Consider the following 20,125-nt stretch of genomic DNA (forward strand, 5'->3'; position numbering starts at 1 on the left):
CTATTCAGGATAAAGATACTCCGTAAACCTGCAACGGACGCGTCGCAAGCTTACTTCAAGTGGGTCACGTCTACCGTAGACGGTACACCATTCTGAATGCTTTCCTGCTTCATCACCATTTGCACTTCCGGGCAGTACCAATCGGTAACCTGAGAATTAATACCCGGAATAGGCAGGCTGATGCCGCTGAAACTGGCTTGGGTAGGCTCGATCTCTCGCTGGTAGCGAATCGGCCAGCATTCGTAATTGCCCAAGGCCGTCTGCACCGTCTGCAGGGCGCCCACCGTTTTGGCACCAGTATGGACACGCAGCACATTGGACTGGGCTCGTTTGTCCAGATTGATCTGGAAGTCCTGGCGGGGGAAGGTCTGGCCTTCCTGCAAGCCGCCGTGCTCGTAGGAAAACAGCCCCAGCAAACGCAAGTCAAATGAACCGTGGACCGCTTCCAAGCCACCTCGGCCATCGTCACGCTGAAAGCGGGTACGACCATCACGCACTGTCATGACATAGTCAATATTGGGCTTGCTGGCCGGTAAGCCAGCCAGGGCCACACTAGCCTTGCCCTGTACGCGCGCCTGACACTGGTCGCCCCCCTGCTTTTTCACGTCGGAAAAAGCAAGGTCTGCGCCCATGGCCAGAAAACCCGAACCCGTCAATTGAACCTGGCCGCCATCACGCATGAAAGGGACGTCGCACAGACCGGCCTGAGCCGAACCCAGGCCCGATATCACCAACAGCGGAGCAGCCATCCAAGCTTTCAGTTTCATGCACATCCTGAATTCAGTGAAACGTAGGTTTGACTCTTTATTATGCCTATCCCCTCTAGGGGACGAGCAAGGGATTGTAAAAAAGCGCGACAAGTTCCCGGCCTACACCTCGCCGTCCTGCACTTTTTGACGGGTGCCGAAAATACGGTCCCCCGCATCCCCCAGGCCCGGCACAATATAACCATGCTCGTCCAGGTGCTTGTCAATGGACGCGGTATAGATATGTACGTCAGGGTGGTGTTTTTCAAGAGTGGCAATGCCTTCAGGCGCTGCCACCAGCACCAGGGCGCGAATGTTCTTGCAGCCTGCTTTCTTCAGCAGATCGATGGTGGCAACCATGGAACCTCCGGTTGCCAGCATGGGGTCGATAATCAGGGCCAGGCGCTGATCCAGCTCCCCGACCAGACGTTCCAGATAGGCCTGGGCCTCCAGGGTCTCTTCATTTCGGGCGATGCCGATCACGCTGACCTTGGCACCCGGAATCAGGTTCAACACCCCGTCCAGCATGCCAATACCGGCACGCAAGATGGGAACCACCGTCACTTTCTTGCCTGCCAGCTTTTCCACTTCCACATCCCCACACCAGCCTTCAATCGTGGTGGGCTCCAGGGGCAAATCCTTACAAGCCTCGTAGGTCAGCAAGGAGGCGATTTCCTGGGACATTTCGCGGAAATTTTTCGTGCTCAGATCTGCCTTGCGCATCAGGCCCAGTTTATGGCGGATCAAAGGGTGACGTATTTCGTGTATGGGCATGATTGCTTCATCAAATTAGGAACAAACTACAAACAGGGCCGCTGCACAGCAGCCCGCACTATCGTGATCATTAACGCACTGCCAACCACTTCACCACTGCGTCAAAAAAGGGCCGGGCAGAGGCAGAACGTTCGTCATTGACCATCATGACAACAATATACCGCTTTCCGCTCGCTCCCAGCACGTAACCGGCCAGCGCACGGCTGTCGCGCAAGGTGCCTGTTTTCAGGTGGGCGCGCCCCTGCACCTCGTCGTCCCGCAAGCGTGAACGTACCGTGCCATCCACACCGGAGATGGCGAAAGAGGAAATATATTCAGGCATCCAGTTCGAGCGCCAGGCAACTTTCAACATATCAGCCATGCCGCCGGCGGTCACCCGTCCGTTGCGCGACAGGCCCGAGCCATTGTCCACAACCCAGCCGCTGGTGTTGACGCCCTGGCGTCCCAATATGTTCATGACTGCCCGCTCGCCGCTGGCCACGGTGGCCCCGGGACCGCTCATCTCCGCGCCCACGGTCAGCAAGATGGTGCGGGCCATCACATTATTGCTTTGCTTGTTCACCAGACGGATCAGGTCAGACAGGGACTGCGAATCATGCCAGGTAATGGCCTGGGCACGACCCGGCACCCGGCCAGGCTTGATATCACGCGCCAGGGTGCCGCCCAGATCGCGCCACAGACTGCGAAACAGTTTGTCGAAAAACTCAGTTTGAGAGTGCACCAGACGATACACGCTGAATTCGCCACAAGAGGCGGCCGCCTTACCGCTGACGCGTACCACCATGCCCCCGGCTTCGGGTTGAATCTGGGTGCCGATCACCGGTGAGCCCGGGCACGTTGCGGTCGACCACTCCACTTCACCCTGCACGCGCACACCCGGCAGCGGCGGATCAATAATCGCCACCCATTTGCGCGCCTGCGCATCAGGTTGAAATACCAGCCGGGAGGCTCCCAGCCCGACCATCATGGCATCCGGGCTGGCGTTATAGGGTCGATCACCCGCGTTATCAAAATCCCCCGGATTGATCGTCACATTGCCAAAAATGGAACGATCCACAATCACTTCGGTCAGATTCTTCACCCCACGCAAACGGAGTTCACGCAACATGTCCCATAACTGCGGCACGGTCAGAAACGGATCGCCTCCCGCCTTGATATACAAGGGTCCTTTCAAGGTGCCCTGCTCATCAACCTGCAGGCCGTCCTGGGCCATCAAGGTGGTGCGCCAGGTATATTCCGGCCCCAAGGCGGACAAGCCAGCCCAGGTGCTGACCAGCTTCATGACCGAAGCGGGGTTGCGGGGCTCCTGGGGATTGACGCCAATCAGACGCGGGCCATCTGCCTCGTCCACCACAATCGACAAAGACGATTGGGGAAGGCGGCTGGCACTCCAGACCGACGCCAACTCGGGAGGCAGGGCCTGGGCCAGAGCCAGTGAGGCGCCTTGCACCATCAGCAAGGCTGCCAGAGCCATATGCTTGCAACGACTCAAAACAGGCTTTGTCTTCAAAACACCCATGCCCTCGTCTCCAACAGATCAATTCAGGAAAAACCCAAGCATACCGAAAGAAAAACACTGCGGATATGGCCGATTCAGCAATCTGACGGCAAAGCGTTAAAATAGTCGGTTACCCCATCAGGCCCGACCTTGCAGTCCGTGGCCCTTTACGACAAACCATGAGCATCGATCCCTCTTTAACCATCGCCCAGTTCGACTACGAGCTCCCCCCCGAGCTGATCGCTCAAAGCCCTCCGGCCCAGCGCCAAGGCAGCCGTCTGCTGCATCTGGACGGGGCCGGCCAATTGCATGACCGCCAGTTCACCGACCTGCCTGGCCTGCTGCGCAAAGGCGATCTGCTGGTCTTTAATGACACGCGAGTCATCAAGGCGCGCCTGCATGGTCAGAAAAGCAGCGGCGGCAAAGTCGAAGTGCTGATCGAGCGCGTGACCGGCCCTGACACCGCCCTGGCGCATATCCGCGCCAGCAAGTCGCCCAAGCCAGGCACCTTGCTGGAACTGGCCGATGGCAAGGTGCTGGCCGACTGCACAGGCCGCGAGGATGCCCTGTTTGCCCTGCGCTTTCATGAACCCGTGCTGGACATGCTGGAGCAGTACGGGGCCACGCCCCTGCCCCCCTACATCACCCATGCGGCCGATGAGCAGGACGAATCACGCTATCAGACCGTTTATGCCCGACACCCCGGTGCCGTGGCCGCTCCTACGGCAGGCCTGCACTTTACCGACGACATGCTGGCCACCTTGCGTGCGCAAGGCGTGGACCAGGCCTTTGTCACCTTGCATGTAGGGGCCGGCACCTTCCAGCCGGTGCGTGTCGACAATATCAGCGAACACGTCATGCACGCCGAGCGCTACCACGTACCCGCCGCCACCCTGGCCAAGATTGAGGCAACCCGGGCTGCGGGTGGCCGCATCATCGCCGTGGGCACCACCAGCGTGCGCTCACTGGAATCGGCCGCCAGCAAAGAGCCCGGCATGAACCAGCGCTGCGCCGATGGCAGTATTGAAGGCGATACACGCCTGTTCATCACTCCCGGCTTCCAATATCAATGGGTTGATGCACTGATCACCAATTTTCATTTGCCCCAGTCCACCTTGCTGATGCTGGTGTCAGCCCTGGCGGGGATCGAACCCATACAACGTGCCTACCAGCACGCCGTCCAATCCCGGTATCGCTTTTTCAGTTATGGCGATGCTATGTTCATTGAGCCCCCTACCCCATGAGTGGACTGAAGTTTGACCTTTTAAGCACCGACGGCGCCGCTCGCCGTGGCCAGATCACCCTGAACCACGGTGTGGTGCAAACCCCCATTTTCATGCCGGTAGGCACTTATGGCAGCGTCAAGGCCATGATGCCGCACGAATTAAAGGACATCGGCTCCCAGATCATCTTGGGCAATACCTTTCATTTGTGGTTGCGTCCCGGTACGGAAGTGATGGACAAATACAAGGGCCTGCATAACTTCATGCAGTGGGACAAGCCCATCCTGACCGACTCGGGCGGTTTTCAGGTATTCAGTCTGAAAGGCATGCGCAAAATTACCGAGGAAGGGGTGAAATTTGCCTCCCCCATCACCGGCGAACGCCTTTTTTTAACGCCTGAAGTGTCCATGCAGATCCAGTATTCCTTGAACTCCGACATTTCCATGGTGTTTGACGAATGCACGCCCTATCTGATTGACGATCGCCCGGCCACTCACACCGAGGCGGCCAAATCCATGCGTATGTCCCTGCGCTGGGCCCGTCGCTCACGCGAGGAATTCAAGCGTCTGAGCAATCCCAATGCCTTATTTGGGATTGTGCAGGGCGGCATGTATGAAGACCTGCGCGACGAATCACTGGCGGGCCTGACGGAAATCGGCTTTGAGGGCTACGCCATTGGTGGTCTGTCGGTCGGCGAACCCAAAGAAGACATGATGCGCATTCTGGCGCACACCACCCCCAAACTGCCCGCCCATGCCCCGCGCTATCTGATGGGTGTGGGCACGCCTGAGGATCTGGTCGAAGGCGTCAGCCAGGGCGTGGACATGTTCGACTGCGTGATGCCTACCCGCAATGCGCGCAATGGCTGGCTGTTCACGCGTTACGGCGATATCAAGATCCGCAACGCCCGCTATCGGGACGATACCCGCCCGCTGGACCCCAGTTGCAGCTGCCATACCTGCCAGCATTTTTCGCGTGGCTACCTGCATCACCTGCAGCGTTCCAATGAGATTACCGGCTCACGCTTGAATACCTTGCACAACCTGCATTTCTATTTGCAGATCATGCAAGAGATGCGCGATGCCATCGAGCAAAAGCGTTTTGCAGCCTGGCGGGAGCAATTTCACCAGGACCGGGCACGCGGCATCGAATAACAGGCTGTTTGTGATCCGGCAATAAAGTGCCGCTACAATACACCGTTAGTTTTTGACAACCCACACAAAAAAATCCTCAGGAGCCCCACATGTCCGCTGTTGACATTCTGACTCTCATCCCCGCCCAGGCAGCTGCCGGCGGCGAAAACGCCCTGATGGGCATGCTGCCCATCATCTTGATGTTTGTTGTGCTGTACTTCCTGATGATTCGTCCTCAGATGAAACGCCAGAAAGAGCACCGCAACCTGGTGTCCAACCTGGCCAAAGGCGACGAAGTCATCACCTCCGGCGGTCTGCTGGGCAAAGTCAGCAAAGTTCACGACAACTACCTGACCGTTGAAGTGGCCAACCTGACCGACAAACCCGTCGAAGTTCTGGTCCAACGCGTGGCCGTTACGACTGTTCTGCCCAAAGGCACCATCAAGTCGCTGTAATGCCTCCGACCCCGGACCTCGGTCCGGGGTTGCCATTTCTGCACCCGTCGTAGATATCCCATGAATCGTTATCCCCTCTGGAAATATGCCATCGTATTGGTCGCGCTGGCGATCGGCCTGATCTATACCTTGCCCAATCTGTTTGGTGAGTCTCCTGCTGTGCAGGTTTCCAGCGCCAAATCCACGGTCCGGCTTGAAACCAGCCTGATCACGCATGTTGAAGCGCTGCTCAAGCAGAACAATATCCCTACGACGGGCTCGTATTTTGAACAGAACGGACCCAGCGCCACAGCGCGTTTCCGTTTTGCGTCTACTGACGTCCAGCTCAAGGCCAAGGACCTGATCGAGCGCGAGCTGAACAAGGACTCTGCCGCGTCTGCTCCCGACTACACCGTCGCCCTGAACCTGGTGTCTGCCTCGCCCGCCTGGCTGACCGCGCTGGGCGCGCACCCCATGCATCTGGGGCTGGACCTGCGTGGCGGCGTACACTTTCTGCTGCAGGTCGATATGCAAGGCGCCCTGACAGCCCGCTACGACTCCATGGTCGCGGACGCCCGCAGTGTGCTGCGTGAAGCCAAGGTACCGGTTGGCACTATTGAGCGTGAAGGCCAGTCCCTGCGCCTGAGCTTTGCTTCGGCTGACGAACGCGACCGCGCCCAGTCTGAGCTTCGTCGTGCCATCCCCGACCTGGCCTTTACCCCTGCGGGCGACAGCGGGCTGACGGCGCGGCTGACCGAGACCGCCACCATTCAAGTCCAGACAAACGCGCTCACACAAAACATCACCACCTTGCACAACCGGATCAACGAGCTGGGCGTGGCTGAACCAGTTATCCAGCAACAAGGTTCCGACCGCATCGTCGTCCAGTTGCCCGGCGTGCAGGATGTGGCCAAGGCCAAGGAAATCCTGGGTCGTACTGCCACGCTGGAATTGCGCATGGTGGAAGACTCCCCCGCTGCCGTTGCTGCCTTGAACTCGGGCACCGTGCCTTTTGGGCTGGAGCGTTATACCGAGCGCGGTGGCGCCCCCTTGCTGCTGCGTCGCCAGGTAATCCTGACAGGCGAAAACCTGCAGGATGCCCAGCCCGGCCGCGACTCGCAGACCCAACAGCCCACTGTCAACCTGACGCTGGACAACAAGGGTTCACGGATCTTTCGCGATATTACCCGCAACAACATCAACAAACGCATGGCCATTGTGCTGTTTGAGAATGGCGTGGGTGAAGTGGTCACTGCACCGGTTATCCGCAGCGAAATCCCCAACGGTCAGGTTCAGATCAGCGGCAGCATGAATGCCCAGGAAGCCGCTGACATTTCCCTGCTGCTGCGTGCCGGTTCACTGGCCGCGCCCATGAGCATCATCGAAGAGCGCACCATTGGCCCCAGCCTGGGTGCCGACAATATTCGCCAGGGCTTTAACGCCACGCTGTACGGCTTTATTGCGATTGCCATCTTCATCATGCTGTATTACCACCTGATCGGCCTGTTCTCGACCATTGGCCTGACCTTCAACGTGCTCTTGCTGCTGGCCGTGCTGTCCATGCTGCAGGCGACCCTGACCTTGCCGGGTATTGCCGCCATTGCCTTGACGCTGGGCATGGCCATTGACGCCAACGTCCTGATCAACGAGCGTATCCGCGAAGAGCTGCGCAATGGTGCTTCCCCGCAACAGGCCATTCACCTGGGTTTTGATCGTGCCTGGGCCACGATCTTCGACTCCAACCTGACCAGCCTGATTGTGGGTGTCGCTTTGCTGGCCTTCGGTTCCGGCCCCATCCGCGGTTTTGCGGTTGTACACGTGATCGGTATTCTGACCTCCATGTTCTCTTCGGTGGTTGGGGTTCGTGCCCTGGTCAATCTCTGGTATGGCAACCGTCGTCGCCTGCAAGGGATTTCGATCGGCCAGGTCTGGAAGCCACAGGACAAGAAGTAAAGCGCCAGGGCCGGCGCAAGCCGGCCAGGCCCAACTACAGGCATAAAGCATCATGGAATTTTTTCGTATTCACCGCACTATCCCGTTCATGCGCCATGCACTGGTGCTGAACCTGATCAGTTTTCTGACGTTTATCGCAGCGGTTGTTTTTATTATCGTGCGCGGCTTTCACCTGTCCATCGAATTTACCGGTGGGACAGTCATGGAAGTGCATTATCAACAAACCGTACAGGTCGAAGATGTGCGCCGCTCGGTCCAGTCTCTGGGCTACACCGATTTCCAGGTACAGAACTTCGGCACCTCCCAGGACATCATGATCCGCCTGCCCATCCTGGATGGGCAGGATTCCACCCAGCAAAGCGAACAGGTCATCCAGGCACTGAAGCAGCAACACCCGGACGTAGAACTGCGTCGTGTGGAGTTCGTCGGGCCACAGGTGGGACAGGAGTTGCTGCATAACGGCTTGATGGCACTGGCCTTTGTGGTCGCCGGTATTTTGCTCTATCTGGGTTTCCGCTTTGAATGGAAGCTGGCACTGGCATGTGCCATTGCCAACTTGCACGACGTGGTCATCATCCTCGGCTTTTTCGCTTTCTTTCAATGGGAATTCTCGCTGTCGGTACTGGCCGGTGTGCTGGCGGTGCTGGGTTACTCCGTGAACGAATCCGTTGTGGTGATGGACCGTATCCGTGAAAACTTCCGCAAGCAGCGCAAGATGTCGGTAGCCGAGATTATCGACCTGTCCATTACCCAGAACATCTCGCGTACCATCATCACCCACGGTTCTACCCAGATGATGGTGCTGTCGATTTTCTTCTTCGGTGGCCCCACACTGCACAACTTCTCGCTGGCGCTAACCATCGGCATCTGGTTTGGTATCTACTCCTCCGTGTTCGTGGCTGCCGCTATTTCCATGTGGCTGGGCGTGAAACGTGAGGATCTGGTCAAGCCGATCAAGAAAGACGAAGGCGGCGAGGTTGTAGAAGGCTAAGTTGCTTCTTTAGTCGCTGTTAAAGAAAAGCCCGACATTAAAACAATGTCGGGCTTTTTTGTTTCTAAGGCTGCTAGATTGCAAGCAATAGGGTGGCAGCAACAAGCCTCTTTTTGTTTTCTTGGGGGACCCGAGCCGGTCGGCGGGGCGAGTCAGGCCGTTCGCCACAGGCAGTGCTCTGATGCGGGATGCAAGGGTCGTGCTGTTTGAGGAGCACGTTTGCGGTTTGTCCGGCGGACAAACTGCGCTCCGAGTTCACGACCCGCCCGCAGCAGAGCACTGACAAGGGGACCCGTGCACCGCACGGGCGAATGGCCCGCCAAGCTGACCGGCTCGGGTCCCCCAAGAAAACAAAGGCCTGCCACCCTATATTGATCTAAAGAGAGACCTCGGCACGACAGCTATACAGCGAGCAATACTGCGATGGCAATATGGCAGAACCTTACTGCTGTAGCGGCTCCAGCGCTGTCTAGAGCGAATCTCATTTCCATAAGGCTGATAGAGCTTATCGCCGCCACTCTCAGCCCACACGCTGCAAGGACCGGATAAGACACAACAACAAGCCGACAGTCGAGGGAACAAAATAAGCGCAGTCTACTTAATTAATGCGGGATGGTTTCATCCGGCCGCAGCGTCAATACACGCACACCACTTTCTGTCACAGCCACCGTGTGCTCAAACTGTGCCGACAGCAAGCCATCACAGGTACGTACGGTCCAGCCATCTTTCCCGGTTTGCACCGCATGACCGCCTTGATTGAGCATAGGTTCAATGGTGAACACCATGCCCTCCTTCAATCGCAAGCCTGTGCGCGGCGTACCCCAGTGCAGGACCTCGGGGGCTTCATGCATTTCTCGCCCGATGCCGTGCCCACAGTAATCGCGCACAACGGAGTAGCCGTTCGTGCGTGCGTATTGCGAGATGGCAAATCCCACATCACCCAAAGTCGCGCCCGGACGCACGGCTTGTATGCCTTTCCACATCGCCATATAGCAGGCATCGACCAGTTTTTGCGCAGCAGACGTAACCTGCCCCACCGTGTAGGTTTTGCTGGAATCCGCGATAAAGCCATTCTTCTCCAGGGTGATATCGAAGTTCACGATATCTCCCTCTTTCAACACATCCGCCGTGGACGGCATACCGTGACACACGACTTGATTGGGCGATGAGTTCAGAACATAGGCATAACCGTACTGCCCTTTGCTGGCGGGCCGGGCTTGCAGGTCCTGGACGATGTAGCTCTCGACCAGATCATTGACCTGCATGGTGTTCATGCCAATCAGATCCAACTGATCCAGACGCGTGAACACTTGCGCCAGCAAACGACCCGACTCGGCCATCAAGGCAATTTCGCCTGCCGTCTTGATCATGCGGGCTCCGTTTGTTCCAGGGGCACCGCAGGCTCACCCAAACCGACCGCCCTCATCTCTCGGGCAACGATGTCGTTAAAGCTCAAAGTGGGATTCAATTCGCACAGCAAACCCATACGTATCCAGAAGGCAGCCTGCGCGTTAATGGAGCGACACGAAACGGTGCTCGCCTTGCGCAACTGATCGTGTAACTCATCATCAATATTGACAATACCCATCACTCAACCTCTATATGAAACACATATGAATCATATATTCATAGAAAACCCTTCGCAAGAGGGCCGAGTTGAACGCGTCAGATACGGCCAGTTCACCCCTGTGGCGGCTTCCCATAAACGCACCTCTGAGGGGCGGCCTGCCCGCAACAAGTTGAACAAGAACAGTCCCTTGTTCGTGCCCCCTGTAAGACGGGGCGTTATAATGCTCGATTCTTCATTCTCAATGGCCCGCGGGATATACACCCGTCACGGCTTCTCTTATGACTGACACCACACACCCGAGCCCCGACACGGCGGACGCTGCCGCCAAACCTGCCCGCAAACTCTTCATTCGCACCTTTGGCTGCCAGATGAACGAGTACGACTCCGAAAAAATGGCTGATATCCTGAATCAGGATCGCCCCGTTGAGTTGACCACCAATCCCGAAGAAGCCGACATCATCCTGTTCAATACCTGTTCGGTACGCGAGAAGGCGCAGGAAAAGGTGTTCTCGGACCTGGGCCGGGTCCAGCACTTGAAGGCGCTGAATCCCGATCTGGTCATTGGCGTGGGTGGCTGTGTGGCCAGCCAGGAAGGTGACACGATTATTCGTCGCGCGCCTTACGTGGATGTGGTGTTTGGCCCCCAGACACTCCACCGCCTGCCCGAGCTGATCGTCAAGCGGCGCAACAGCGGCCGCTCGCAGGTGGACATCAGCTTTCCGGAAATCGAAAAATTCGACGCCCTGCCCCCCGCACGCGTGGAAGGCTATTCGGCCTTTGTGTCCATCATGGAAGGCTGCAGCAAGTACTGCAGCTTCTGTGTGGTGCCCTACACCCGCGGCCCCGAAGTCTCCCGTCCCTTTGACGACGTGCTGATGGAAGTGGCTGACCTGGCCGACCAGGGTGTGCGTGAAGTGACGCTGCTGGGCCAGAACGTGAACGCCTACCGTGGCCCTACCGACGTGGCGGGCGAAATTGCCGACTTCGCCATGCTGCTGGAATACGTACACGAGATTCCCGGTATCGAGCGCATTCGCTACACCACCTCGCACCCCAAGGAAATGACCTCGCGCCTGATCGCAGCCCATGGCAATCTGCCCAAGCTCGTGCCCTTCCTGCACCTGCCGGTGCAAGCAGGTAGCGACCGTATTCTGGCTGCCATGAAACGCGGCTACACTGCGCTGGAGTTCAAATCCATCGTGCGCCGCCTGCGCGAAGCCCGGCCGGATATCGTCCTTTCCTCGGACTTCATCGTCGGCTTTCCCGGCGAGACAGAAGAGGATTTCCAGAAAACCCTGAAACTGATTCGCGATGTGAATTTCGACCAGTCCTTCTCGTTTGTCTACTCCCGTCGCCCTGGCACGCCTGCCGCCGACCTGGAAGACAACACCAGCAAAGAAGTAAAACTGGACCGTTTGCACCGCCTGCAAGCACTGGTGAACGAACAGGCCCAGGCCATCAGCCAGGCCATGGTCGGCAGCGTGCAGCGCATTCTGGTCGAAGGCACCTCACGCAAAGACGACTCGGAACTGAAAGGCCGTACCGAAAACAACCGCATCATCAACTTCCCGGGTGATCCTCGCCTGATCGGACAAATCGTGGATGTGCATGTCACCCAGGTACTGACCAACACATTGCGCGGAGAAATCGTGACCCATGACCGGGTTGCAGGAGCCTGATCTATGACTAGTCAACGCCGCCGCCTGCCCACTGCTGTGCGTCTGGATGGGGACAACACCCATCTGGCCAATCTGTGTGGCCCCTTGGACGAGAACATCAAGCAGATTGCCATTGCCTACGACGTCACGCTGCGTCGGCGTGGCAGCCATGTTTCGATTGAAGGCGCGCGTGCGGAACAGGCCGCCAAGGCCATTGATTGGTTTCATTCGCGCGCAGTGCATCGGGCGCTCAATATCGACGATATCCAACTGGGTCTGGTCGAGCTGGGCGCCAGCCGCAGCCACGAAAAGGAACCTGCGCCAGAGGCTTTGCCCGAGCTGCCTCCTGTGGGTCAGGACGACATTTCCCTGCGCACGGCCAAACGCGACCTGCGGCCACGTACCCCTGGTCAGCGCGAGTACCTGCGCAACATTCTGAACCACGACATCAACTTTGGCATCGGCCCGGCCGGTACCGGCAAAACCTGGCTGGCCGTGGCCTGCGCCATTGATGCACTGGAGCGCGAATCCGTCCATCGTCTGATTCTGACCCGGCCGGCAGTGGAAGCCGGTGAGCGGCTGGGGTTTTTGCCCGGCGATCTGGCCCAAAAGGTGGACCCGTATCTGCGCCCCCTGTACGACGCCCTGTACGACTTGATGGGCGTGGAAAAAGTGCAGCGCCTGTTTGAGAAGCAGACCATCGAGATCGCACCGCTGGCCTACATGCGCGGCCGCACGCTGAACCATGCTTTTGTGATTCTGGACGAAGCCCAGAACACCACGCCGGAACAGATGAAAATGTTCCTGACCCGTATCGGTTTTGGCAGCAAGGCCGTTATTACTGGTGACCCCACCCAGGTGGACTTGCCCAAAGGCCAGCGCAGTGGTTTGACCCATGCCGTCACGGTGCTGGAAAACGTGCAAGGTATTTCCTGTTCGCGCTTTAGCAGCCGTGATGTGGTGCGCCACCCCCTGGTTGCGCGAATTGTGGACGCATACGAACGAGCCGGTGATGCCTGATCTGTCCTTGAGCGTCCAGTACGCTGTTGAATGTCCCGAACTGAGCCGCTCCCGTATCCGCCGCTGGATGCAGCGCACCCTTGAGATGGCGGTCGAACGCATCCACCCCGAGGATCGCTTTACGGGTCTGTCTGCCACCTTGCGCATTGTGGGAGCCCAGGAAGGCCAAAGCCTGAACCTGAGCTACCGAGATCGCGACTACGCGACCAATGTGCTGACCTTTGAATATGGTCAGGACGAAGACGGCGTGGTCCATGGCGACATTGTGTTGTGTCTGCCCGTTCTGGAACGTGAAGCCCAGGAACAAGACAAACCCTTTTTGCATCATGCTGCTCATCTGGTTGTGCACGGCTGCCTGCATTCGCTGGGTTATGACCACCTCGAAGAAGACGAGGCCCAGGACATGGAAGCACTGGAAACAGCCGTGCTGGCCAGCTTTCGTATTCCTGATCCCTATCAGGAACGCTAGCGCGCGCTGTGCCGGCTTCGTGTGGCCGCCGATGACAAAACCGCATCAATACGCGCCGTGCTTCACGCCTTGCGAATGATGACAGGTCCATACCTTGTCATCGTTTTTCGGTTATGCTTAATTTTTCCTTAACTCGTCCTTCGGACAATGTCAGACTCTGCTACCGACCCTGAGCCCCGCCCTTCCAAGGCCAGCTCAAACAATCCTATCTCTCGCTTAAGTGCTTTTTTCAATCGGCGTCACGAGCCCGAAGACCGAGAAGACCTTAAGTCTGTCCTGGTTGCGGCCCACGCTCGCAAAGTCATCGACGACGAATCGCTCTCCATGATCGCTGGAACGCTGGATATGGCCAACAAGACGGTGGCCGATATCATGGTGCCGCGCTCCAAGATCGATATGCTGGACATCGCCAAGCCCTTGACCGAGATGCTGCCCATCATTATTGAAACGGGCCACAGCCGCTTCCCCATCTATGAGACGGAACGCGACAACATCATCGGTATATTGCTGGCTAAAGACTTGCTGCTGTCCATTGCCAACCCCACACTGGATCTGCGGCCGCTGATCCGCCCTGCCGTGTTCATTCCTGAAACCAAACGCCTGAATGTGCTGCTGCATGAGTTCCGTGGCAGCCGCAATCACCTGGCCGTCGTCATTGACGAACATGGCGGCACCGCCGGGCTGGTCACGATGGAAGACGTGCTGGAACAAATTGTCGGCGACATCGAGGACGAATACGATGAAGACGCCGAACAGACCATTTTTCAGGCAGGCCCTGACAGTTGGCGGGTCATGGCCCTGACTGAAATCCCCGATTTCAACGAAGCGTTCCATACCAATCTGCCCAACGACGACTTTGATACCGTGGGTGGCTGGCTGGCATCCGAACTGGGGCACATCCCTCGCCGGGGCGATGTCGCCCAGCTTGACGGCATCAGCATCACCGTCGTGCGTGCCGATGCCAAACGAGCCCTTTGGCTGCACGTTCAGCGAGCCACACCCGCCGAGCCCCATCTTGAACAATCCTGATTCCAAGCCTGTCCCCCAGGCGCTGCGCGTCGCGTTAATGCTGGCTCTGGGGGGCTTGCATGCCCTGTCCTTTTCGATAGGCCCGCTGCCCTCCTGGATTCTGCCGTTTTATCAGATCACCCTGCTAGCCATAGCCTGTTCGCAGATCATGGCAGCGCAGTCGTTACGACAAGCTTTCGGACGCAGCTATTGGTTTGGTCTGGGCAACTTTGCCGTCGGCGTGTATTGGCTCTACATCAGCATGCACCAGTATGGCGGGATGCCATCCTGGCTGGCGGCCCTGGGGGTCTTGCTGCTGGCAGCTGCACTGGCCCTTTTCCCCGCCCTGGCTGCGGCCGTGTGGCAAAAGCTGCGTCCCAAACACAATAGTGATGCCTGGCTACCACGACTGCTATTGTCCGCGGGGTTTGCAAGCTGCTGGGCGCTGAGCGAATGGCTGCGGGGCACGCTACTGACCGGCTTCCCCTGGCTGAACATCGGCTACGCCCATGCGGAAGGCATGTTTACCGGCTGGGCTCCACTTGTCGGCGTCTATGGTCTGGCCTGGCTGTCCGCCTTCAGTGCCGCGGTCATCGCCCAGTTTGCCGCCTCCAAAGACAAAAACCAGAGCCCTTCTAGTGCCATTGGTATTGGCATCGCCATGGTTTTCGGCCTGATCGGCATCAGTTTGCCGCATATCGCCTGGGTTAAACCTCAGGGTGATCCGTTCATCGCCCGGCTGGTGCAAGGCAATGTCGACCAGAGCGCCAAGTTTGGCCCCGCGATGGGCGAGGGCATAGAACGCTATTACGACTTGGCCAATCTGGACGCCAAATCCCCCGAGGACGCGCCGCGTCTGATTGTCCTGCCCGAGACCGTCATCCCGGTTTTGCAGAACCGTCTGGAAACCAGCTTCTGGTTGCGCTGGACAGAACTGGCCCAACGTCATCAAGCCAATCTGGTGCTGGGCGTACCCATGGATCGCGGTACGGTCGATGGCAGACTCAGCTATACCAACAGTGCCTTGCTGATCACCCCCCAAACCCAGCCTCAGGACATCATCAACAGCACTGTTGCCTACTACGACAAACACCATCTCGTGCCCTTTGGCGAATTCATCCCCGCCGGCTTTCGGTGGTTCGTGGACATGATGAATATCCCCTTGGGTGACTTTCACCGGGGCGCCCTGCCACAAGCTCCTTTCCAGCTGCCAGAAGGTCGTGTCGCGGCCAATATCTGCTATGAAGACGTTTTTGGTGAAGAGATCATCCAGGCCGTCCAGGGCCGCCCTGGTCAGCAGGGGGCGAGCGTGCTGCTAAATATCAGCAATCTGGGCTGGTTCGGGAACTCCTGGGCCTTGAGCCAGCATTTGCAGATCTCGCGCATGCGAGCCTTGGAAACAGGACGTCCCATGCTGCGCGCGACCAACACCGGCATGACGGCTGCCATTGATCCGTATGGACGGATTCGCGCCGTGCTGCCGCCCTTGACACCGGGCGTACTGGATGTGGAAGTACAGGGCACCACTGGCCTGACACCCTACGTAAAATACGGCAACCTGCCCTTTCTGATCTGGGCCAGCCTCTTGCTGATTATGTTTGCCTGGCGCGCTCGCCGCTCATCCTGAGCACCGGGGGTGCGGCACGCCGACATGTCCAGCGACCGCGTCGCCTGAACAGACCTTCTTACTGCAGCGCCTGGGGACCCACGGGATACAGACCCGCGGCAAATCCCCCTGCATGGTCCCGATTCCAGGTCTTGCACCAATCCACAAACTCGTCTGCCGGGATCGGCGTCGAGCACAAATAGCCCTGCATGTAATCGCAGCCGGCATGGTTGAGCAAGTCCAGCTGCTCATGGCTGGTCACTCCTTCTGCCACGACGCGCAAACCCAGTTTTTGCGCCATGACGATCATGGCCTGGGTCAGGACCAGATCCTCGCTGCTCAGCGCCAAATTACGGATATAGCACTGATCAATCTTGAGCACATTGATGGAAAAGCGCTTCAAATGGGACAGAGAGGAATAGCCTGTGCCGAAATCATCCAGCGCCACACTCATGCCATATTCACGCAAGGAGCGCAGCTGCTGCAAGGCCTGCCCCTGATCATCGAGCAACAGACGCTCCGTAATTTCCACCACCAGCGCATCGCCCGGAATGCCCTGGGTTTGCAGATACTCCACCCATTCCCGCGCACAAGAACCATTGAGCTTGAACTGCGCGGGTGACACGTTCAGGCTGACCCGGAAACTGGGGTCCAACTCGTGGCGCAGCCTGACAGCCGCCTGGGCAGCCGTCTCGAATACCCATTCTCCGATCAAGACAATCAGCCCGGAGTCTTCGGAAAAAGGAATGAACTCCGAAGGCGGCACCAGACCGAGCTGAGGATGCTCCCAACGAATCAAGGCTTCAGCGCGGGTGACCTGTCCCGTACGCATATCCACAATAGGCTGGTAATAGAGCTGAAACTGCTTTTCGCTCAAGGCCTTTTGCAGATCCTGGGAGAAACGAAGGCGAGCCTCCACCGCTTCGCTCATGGCAGGTAAAAAACGGCAGTATTGGTTGCGACCACACGCTTTGGCCGCATACATGGCCATGTCCGCATTTTTCAAAAGCTGACCGGCATCGTCCCCATCCTCGGGGAACAAGGTGATACCCACGCTGGCAGAGACAGACACTGAGTTCTTGCCCAGCTGGAAAGGCTCCTCAATCGTGTCCAGCAAACAGCGACAGGTACGTTCCACAATCGATGCATCACTGATATCGGACAAAATGACAGTGAACTCGTCGCCACCAATTCGCGCTACCGTATCTGTCACCCGCACACAGCGTTGCAGGCGTTGGGCCACTTCCTGCAAGAGCACGTCTCCTTTCTCATGCCCCAGGGAATCGTTCACATCCTTGAAGAAGTCCAGGTCCATAAAGATCAGGGCGAAGGGCAAACCAGTACGGCGGGATTGCTCGCGAGCCTGTTGCAAACGATCCTGGAACATCTGCCGGTTGGGCAAGCCTGTCAAATGATCGTAATGCGCCTGCCGCCACATCTGGGCCTCACGCTTTTTATGGCTGGTGATGTCCGTAAACAGGCCGATGTGACGATACACCGTGCCGTCGGGGTTCCACGCAGTACTGATCGTCAGGCGCTCGGCAAAATCCTCCCCGTTCTTGCGACGGTTCCAGATGTCCCCCTGCCAACGCCCCGTTTCTGAAATCTCGCGCCACATCTTGCGATAGAACTCGCGATCTTGACGACCGGAATTCAGGAGCGACAAGCTGCGTCCGCGAACTTCATCGAGCTCATAGCCCGTGATACGGCTAAAGGCCGGATTGGCATCGACCACGTGGCCAAAGCGGTCGGTAACCACAATGGCTTCGCAGGTGTTCTCATAGACTACCGCCGCCAAGCGGCCCGTCACCTCATTACGCACCCGCGTGGTGATGTCCTGCACCACCGCCACCATGGCCGTACGGCCATTCAGCCGAATGGGGATGGCACAGATCTCTACATCAATGGATTTGCCATCATGGCGCAATGCCCGTGTTTCATAACGCAAACTGCTGCCGCCTGAACGCGAATCGGGCACCGTATGAGTCAGGGACGGAAATCGTGGAGACAGGAAAATCTGATCCACCGTGAACTCCTGACGCAATTGCGCGCGACTATATCCCAATGTTTCCGCCAACTTTTTATTAACAAAATCAAAGCGGCCGTCGCGGCTCACGTAAATACCCAATAAAGGGTTGTGACTTACGCTGCGGCATATGGCGTTGAGCTGCGATAAATTGCGCTGCTGAATGGAGAGCTGGGCATCCCGCTGTTGAATCTGCAACCCGCAGTCATTCAGAATCTGCGACAAATAGCGCGTTTCATCCGTACCGGAACTGATGCTTTTTGTGCGGTAATGCCCCTGGGTAAAGGCCTGTCCCTGGGCGAGCAGTTGCCTCAAGGGCGTGGCCACCCAGGCGCGCAACATAAAGTAAGAGAGAAACAGCGCCAACGCATCGAGCGCCAGCATGAAAAACACCGTCCAGCGGTGCTGGGAGCGAGTACGTTCACGCAGAACGTCAAAAGCGTCCAGCAATTGCTGCGTGTTATGCCGGAACAGGGAATCTTCGGCATTCAGACTGGCAGCGGGTAAAAGCACCTGCTCCGAGCTGACCGGAAAATCCAGGCGCATCAGCCGCCGCTGCCACTCATTGCTCAACTGCGAGACCAGTCCCAGCAAGGGTTTGTCCAGCGGCACGAGAACCACACCATCGACCATGCCTCCCTCGCGAAGCAACTGCACGACAGACTGAAACTGCTGGTCGAGCTGACGCAAACGGGCCGGGGTGGAGCTGGATGGCGCGGCCAGCGCCACGGAATAACTGATATCCGACAGTTGTCGCAAAAGGCCACTGCTGGCCTGCAAGCGGATATCTGCCTGATTCTGCTTGTAAATGACCGTAACCGTCGCGGAAATCAATAACAGCCAAACCAGCAGCACCCAAATCAGCAAAGCACGCAAACTGATTCGTCTTTGTGCATCCACTGGAACAGGCAGAGGTGATGATATGCACTGCTTTGCTGACATAGCGCCATTAAATAGAAAATGCAGGCTCAGAGATCGGCCTACAAAACGTAATGATTGCAGGTGAAATGTTACTCATCGAAGCATAACATCATTAGATTACCGAGCAGCGCAAATTTCTTATAGAGCCTTCATTTATGCGCCTAAGAGGGGATTCCCCCCCCCCCGCGCAAGGGACAAAAAAACGACGTGAAGTCGAGAAACGATTTACGTCTATTGACTCATATATGAAATGTTATGACACAAAGAAGATACAAAACACCGCTTGAAATAAAAAGATACGGATGGGAGCAAGTCGCACTCGGCCCGGTTTCCCCTGCCTGCCTCTTGTGTCCATCTCACCCCTTCCTACCCGCGTTCGTCTTGCCTCAGCCCCCTGTCTTGAAGTTTTTTTGCTTTATTTTTCTTTTTTCTCTCAAAAGACTTGCACAAAGACAAAAACATCTTCATAATCTCAATTCTTCGTTGGTGGTCAACAAAAAAGAACACCGAAATGGGGGTATAGCTCAGCTGGGAGAGCGCTTGCATGGCATGCAAGAGGTCAGCGGTTCGATCCCGCTTACCTCCACCAAAAAACGAAGATTAGCTGTAAGTCCTGTCCCCTTCGTCTAGAGGCCTAGGACACCACCCTTTCACGGTGGGTACAGGGGTTCGAATCCCCTAGGGGACGCCAAAGCTTTTGCTTGGCACCGCTGCGGAGCGGTAGTTCAGTTGGTTAGAATACCGGCCTGTCACGCCGGGGGTCGCGGGTTCGAGCCCCGTCCGCTCCGCCAAAAGATTTTATGAATCAGTCCCGGACTGGTTCTAGCAGTTTGAAGTGGCAAGCCTCGTCAAGCCTGACACTTATTTCGATACTTTGGTTTTTTGGCACAGTCAAAAAATGAAGTAAAGAAAAATTGGGGGTATAGCTCAGCTGGGAGAGCGCTTGCATGGCATGCAAGAGGTCAGCGGTTCGATCCCGCTTACCTCCACCAAAACGACGGTTTAGTTGTAAGTCCTGTCCCCTTCGTCTAGAGGCCTAGGACACCACCCTTTCACGGTGGGTACAGGGGTTCGAATCCCCTAGGGGACGCCAAA

The 20,125-nt window shown here is 57.3% G+C and carries 16 protein-coding genes and 5 tRNA genes; 15 read left to right on the plus strand and 6 right to left on the minus strand.

Annotation, left to right across the window (positions count from 1 at the left end; translation table 11 throughout):
* Positions 1–50 precede the first annotated feature (50 nt).
* The 3 genes from V6936_RS10125 to dacB all read right to left on the minus strand — a co-directional run bounded on the left by V6936_RS10125 (position 51) and on the right by dacB (position 3,039).
* The gene (locus tag V6936_RS10125) at positions 51–767 is read right to left on the minus strand and encodes a hypothetical protein (protein WP_336579814.1); all 717 of its coding nucleotides are present in this window, start codon (positions 765–767) and stop codon (positions 51–53) included.
* A 102-nt stretch (positions 768–869) separates the two neighbouring features.
* The gene (upp, locus tag V6936_RS10130) at positions 870–1,520 is read right to left on the minus strand and encodes a uracil phosphoribosyltransferase (protein ID WP_003803685.1); all 651 of its coding nucleotides are present in this window, start codon (positions 1,518–1,520) and stop codon (positions 870–872) included.
* A gap of 70 nt (positions 1,521–1,590) precedes the next feature.
* Positions 1,591–3,039 (minus strand): D-alanyl-D-alanine carboxypeptidase/D-alanyl-D-alanine endopeptidase, encoded by a 1,449-nt coding sequence (gene dacB, locus V6936_RS10135; RefSeq protein WP_059318671.1) that lies wholly within the window; start codon positions 3,037–3,039, stop codon positions 1,591–1,593.
* A gap of 158 nt (positions 3,040–3,197) precedes the next feature.
* On the opposite strand from dacB, the gene queA reads away from it, so the two are divergent.
* The 5 genes from queA to secF all read left to right on the plus strand — a co-directional run bounded on the left by queA (position 3,198) and on the right by secF (position 8,752).
* Positions 3,198–4,262, plus strand: coding sequence for a tRNA preQ1(34) S-adenosylmethionine ribosyltransferase-isomerase QueA (gene queA / locus V6936_RS10140; protein ID WP_003803687.1), 1,065 nt, complete (start codon positions 3,198–3,200; stop codon positions 4,260–4,262).
* On the plus strand, positions 4,259–5,395 hold the full coding sequence (gene tgt / locus V6936_RS10145; protein WP_003803688.1) for a tRNA guanosine(34) transglycosylase Tgt: 1,137 nt from the start codon (positions 4,259–4,261) through the stop codon (positions 5,393–5,395). Before queA ends, tgt begins: the two co-directional genes overlap by 4 nt.
* Positions 5,396–5,484: 89 nt before the next feature.
* A complete protein-coding gene (yajC, locus tag V6936_RS10150) occupies positions 5,485–5,829 on the plus strand; it encodes a preprotein translocase subunit YajC (protein WP_003803689.1) in 345 nt (114 codons plus the stop codon).
* A gap of 60 nt (positions 5,830–5,889) precedes the next feature.
* Positions 5,890–7,761, plus strand: a complete 1,872-nt coding sequence (secD, locus tag V6936_RS10155) for a protein translocase subunit SecD (protein ID WP_003803690.1) — start codon at positions 5,890–5,892, stop codon at positions 7,759–7,761.
* Between the two features lie 52 nt (positions 7,762–7,813).
* Positions 7,814–8,752, plus strand: coding sequence for a protein translocase subunit SecF (gene secF, locus V6936_RS10160; RefSeq protein WP_003803691.1), 939 nt, complete (start codon positions 7,814–7,816; stop codon positions 8,750–8,752).
* 602 nt (positions 8,753–9,354) lie between these two features.
* Here secF and map read toward each other — a convergent pair.
* Both map and V6936_RS10170 read right to left on the minus strand, forming a co-directional pair.
* Complete coding sequence (gene map / locus V6936_RS10165) at positions 9,355–10,122, minus strand: type I methionyl aminopeptidase (RefSeq protein WP_003803693.1); 768 nt, start codon at positions 10,120–10,122, stop codon at positions 9,355–9,357.
* On the minus strand, positions 10,119–10,340 hold the full coding sequence (locus tag V6936_RS10170; RefSeq protein WP_003803695.1) for a ParD-like family protein: 222 nt from the start codon (positions 10,338–10,340) through the stop codon (positions 10,119–10,121). Before V6936_RS10170 ends, map begins: the two co-directional genes overlap by 4 nt.
* A 260-nt stretch (positions 10,341–10,600) precedes the next feature.
* Here V6936_RS10170 and miaB point away from each other — a divergent pair, with 260 nt between their 5' ends.
* The 5 genes from miaB (at position 10,601) to lnt (ending at position 16,104) form a co-directional block, all read left to right on the plus strand.
* The gene (miaB, locus tag V6936_RS10175) at positions 10,601–12,001 is read left to right on the plus strand and encodes a tRNA (N6-isopentenyl adenosine(37)-C2)-methylthiotransferase MiaB (RefSeq protein WP_336579816.1); all 1,401 of its coding nucleotides are present in this window, start codon (positions 10,601–10,603) and stop codon (positions 11,999–12,001) included.
* A 3-nt stretch (positions 12,002–12,004) separates the two neighbouring features.
* On the plus strand, positions 12,005–13,000 hold the full coding sequence (locus V6936_RS10180; protein ID WP_003803699.1) for a PhoH family protein: 996 nt from the start codon (positions 12,005–12,007) through the stop codon (positions 12,998–13,000).
* Entirely contained in the window at positions 12,993–13,469 is a 477-nt protein-coding gene (ybeY, locus tag V6936_RS10185; protein ID WP_003803700.1) for an rRNA maturation RNase YbeY, read from the plus strand. Before V6936_RS10180 ends, ybeY begins: the two co-directional genes overlap by 8 nt.
* Positions 13,470–13,616: 147 nt before the next feature.
* The gene (locus V6936_RS10190) at positions 13,617–14,498 is read left to right on the plus strand and encodes an HlyC/CorC family transporter (protein ID WP_039943754.1); all 882 of its coding nucleotides are present in this window, start codon (positions 13,617–13,619) and stop codon (positions 14,496–14,498) included.
* A gap of 37 nt (positions 14,499–14,535) precedes the next feature.
* Entirely contained in the window at positions 14,536–16,104 is a 1,569-nt protein-coding gene (gene lnt, locus V6936_RS10195; protein WP_336579941.1) for an apolipoprotein N-acyltransferase, read from the plus strand.
* Positions 16,105–16,162: 58 nt separating this feature from the next.
* On the opposite strand, the gene V6936_RS10200 is transcribed toward lnt, so the two are convergent.
* The gene (locus V6936_RS10200) at positions 16,163–18,985 is read right to left on the minus strand and encodes an EAL domain-containing protein (protein ID WP_336579819.1); all 2,823 of its coding nucleotides are present in this window, start codon (positions 18,983–18,985) and stop codon (positions 16,163–16,165) included.
* A gap of 558 nt (positions 18,986–19,543) precedes the next feature.
* On the opposite strand from V6936_RS10200, the gene V6936_RS10205 reads away from it, so the two are divergent.
* From V6936_RS10205 to V6936_RS10225, 5 genes are all read left to right on the plus strand, one after another.
* Positions 19,544–19,619: transfer RNA gene (locus tag V6936_RS10205), tRNA-Ala, on the plus strand.
* Positions 19,620–19,645: 26 nt separating this feature from the next.
* Positions 19,646–19,721, plus strand: a tRNA-Glu gene (locus tag V6936_RS10210).
* Between the two features lie 23 nt (positions 19,722–19,744).
* Positions 19,745–19,821, plus strand: a tRNA-Asp gene (locus tag V6936_RS10215).
* A 125-nt stretch (positions 19,822–19,946) separates the two neighbouring features.
* Positions 19,947–20,022 (plus strand) — tRNA-Ala (locus V6936_RS10220).
* A gap of 25 nt (positions 20,023–20,047) precedes the next feature.
* A tRNA-Glu gene (locus tag V6936_RS10225) sits at positions 20,048–20,123 on the plus strand.
* The last annotated feature ends 2 nt before the right edge of the window (positions 20,124–20,125 follow it).

This window comes from Alcaligenes sp. CHO6, assembly GCF_037120595.1.
In the GTDB taxonomy this organism is placed as follows: Bacteria; Pseudomonadota; Gammaproteobacteria; order Burkholderiales; family Burkholderiaceae_B; genus Alcaligenes; species Alcaligenes ammonioxydans.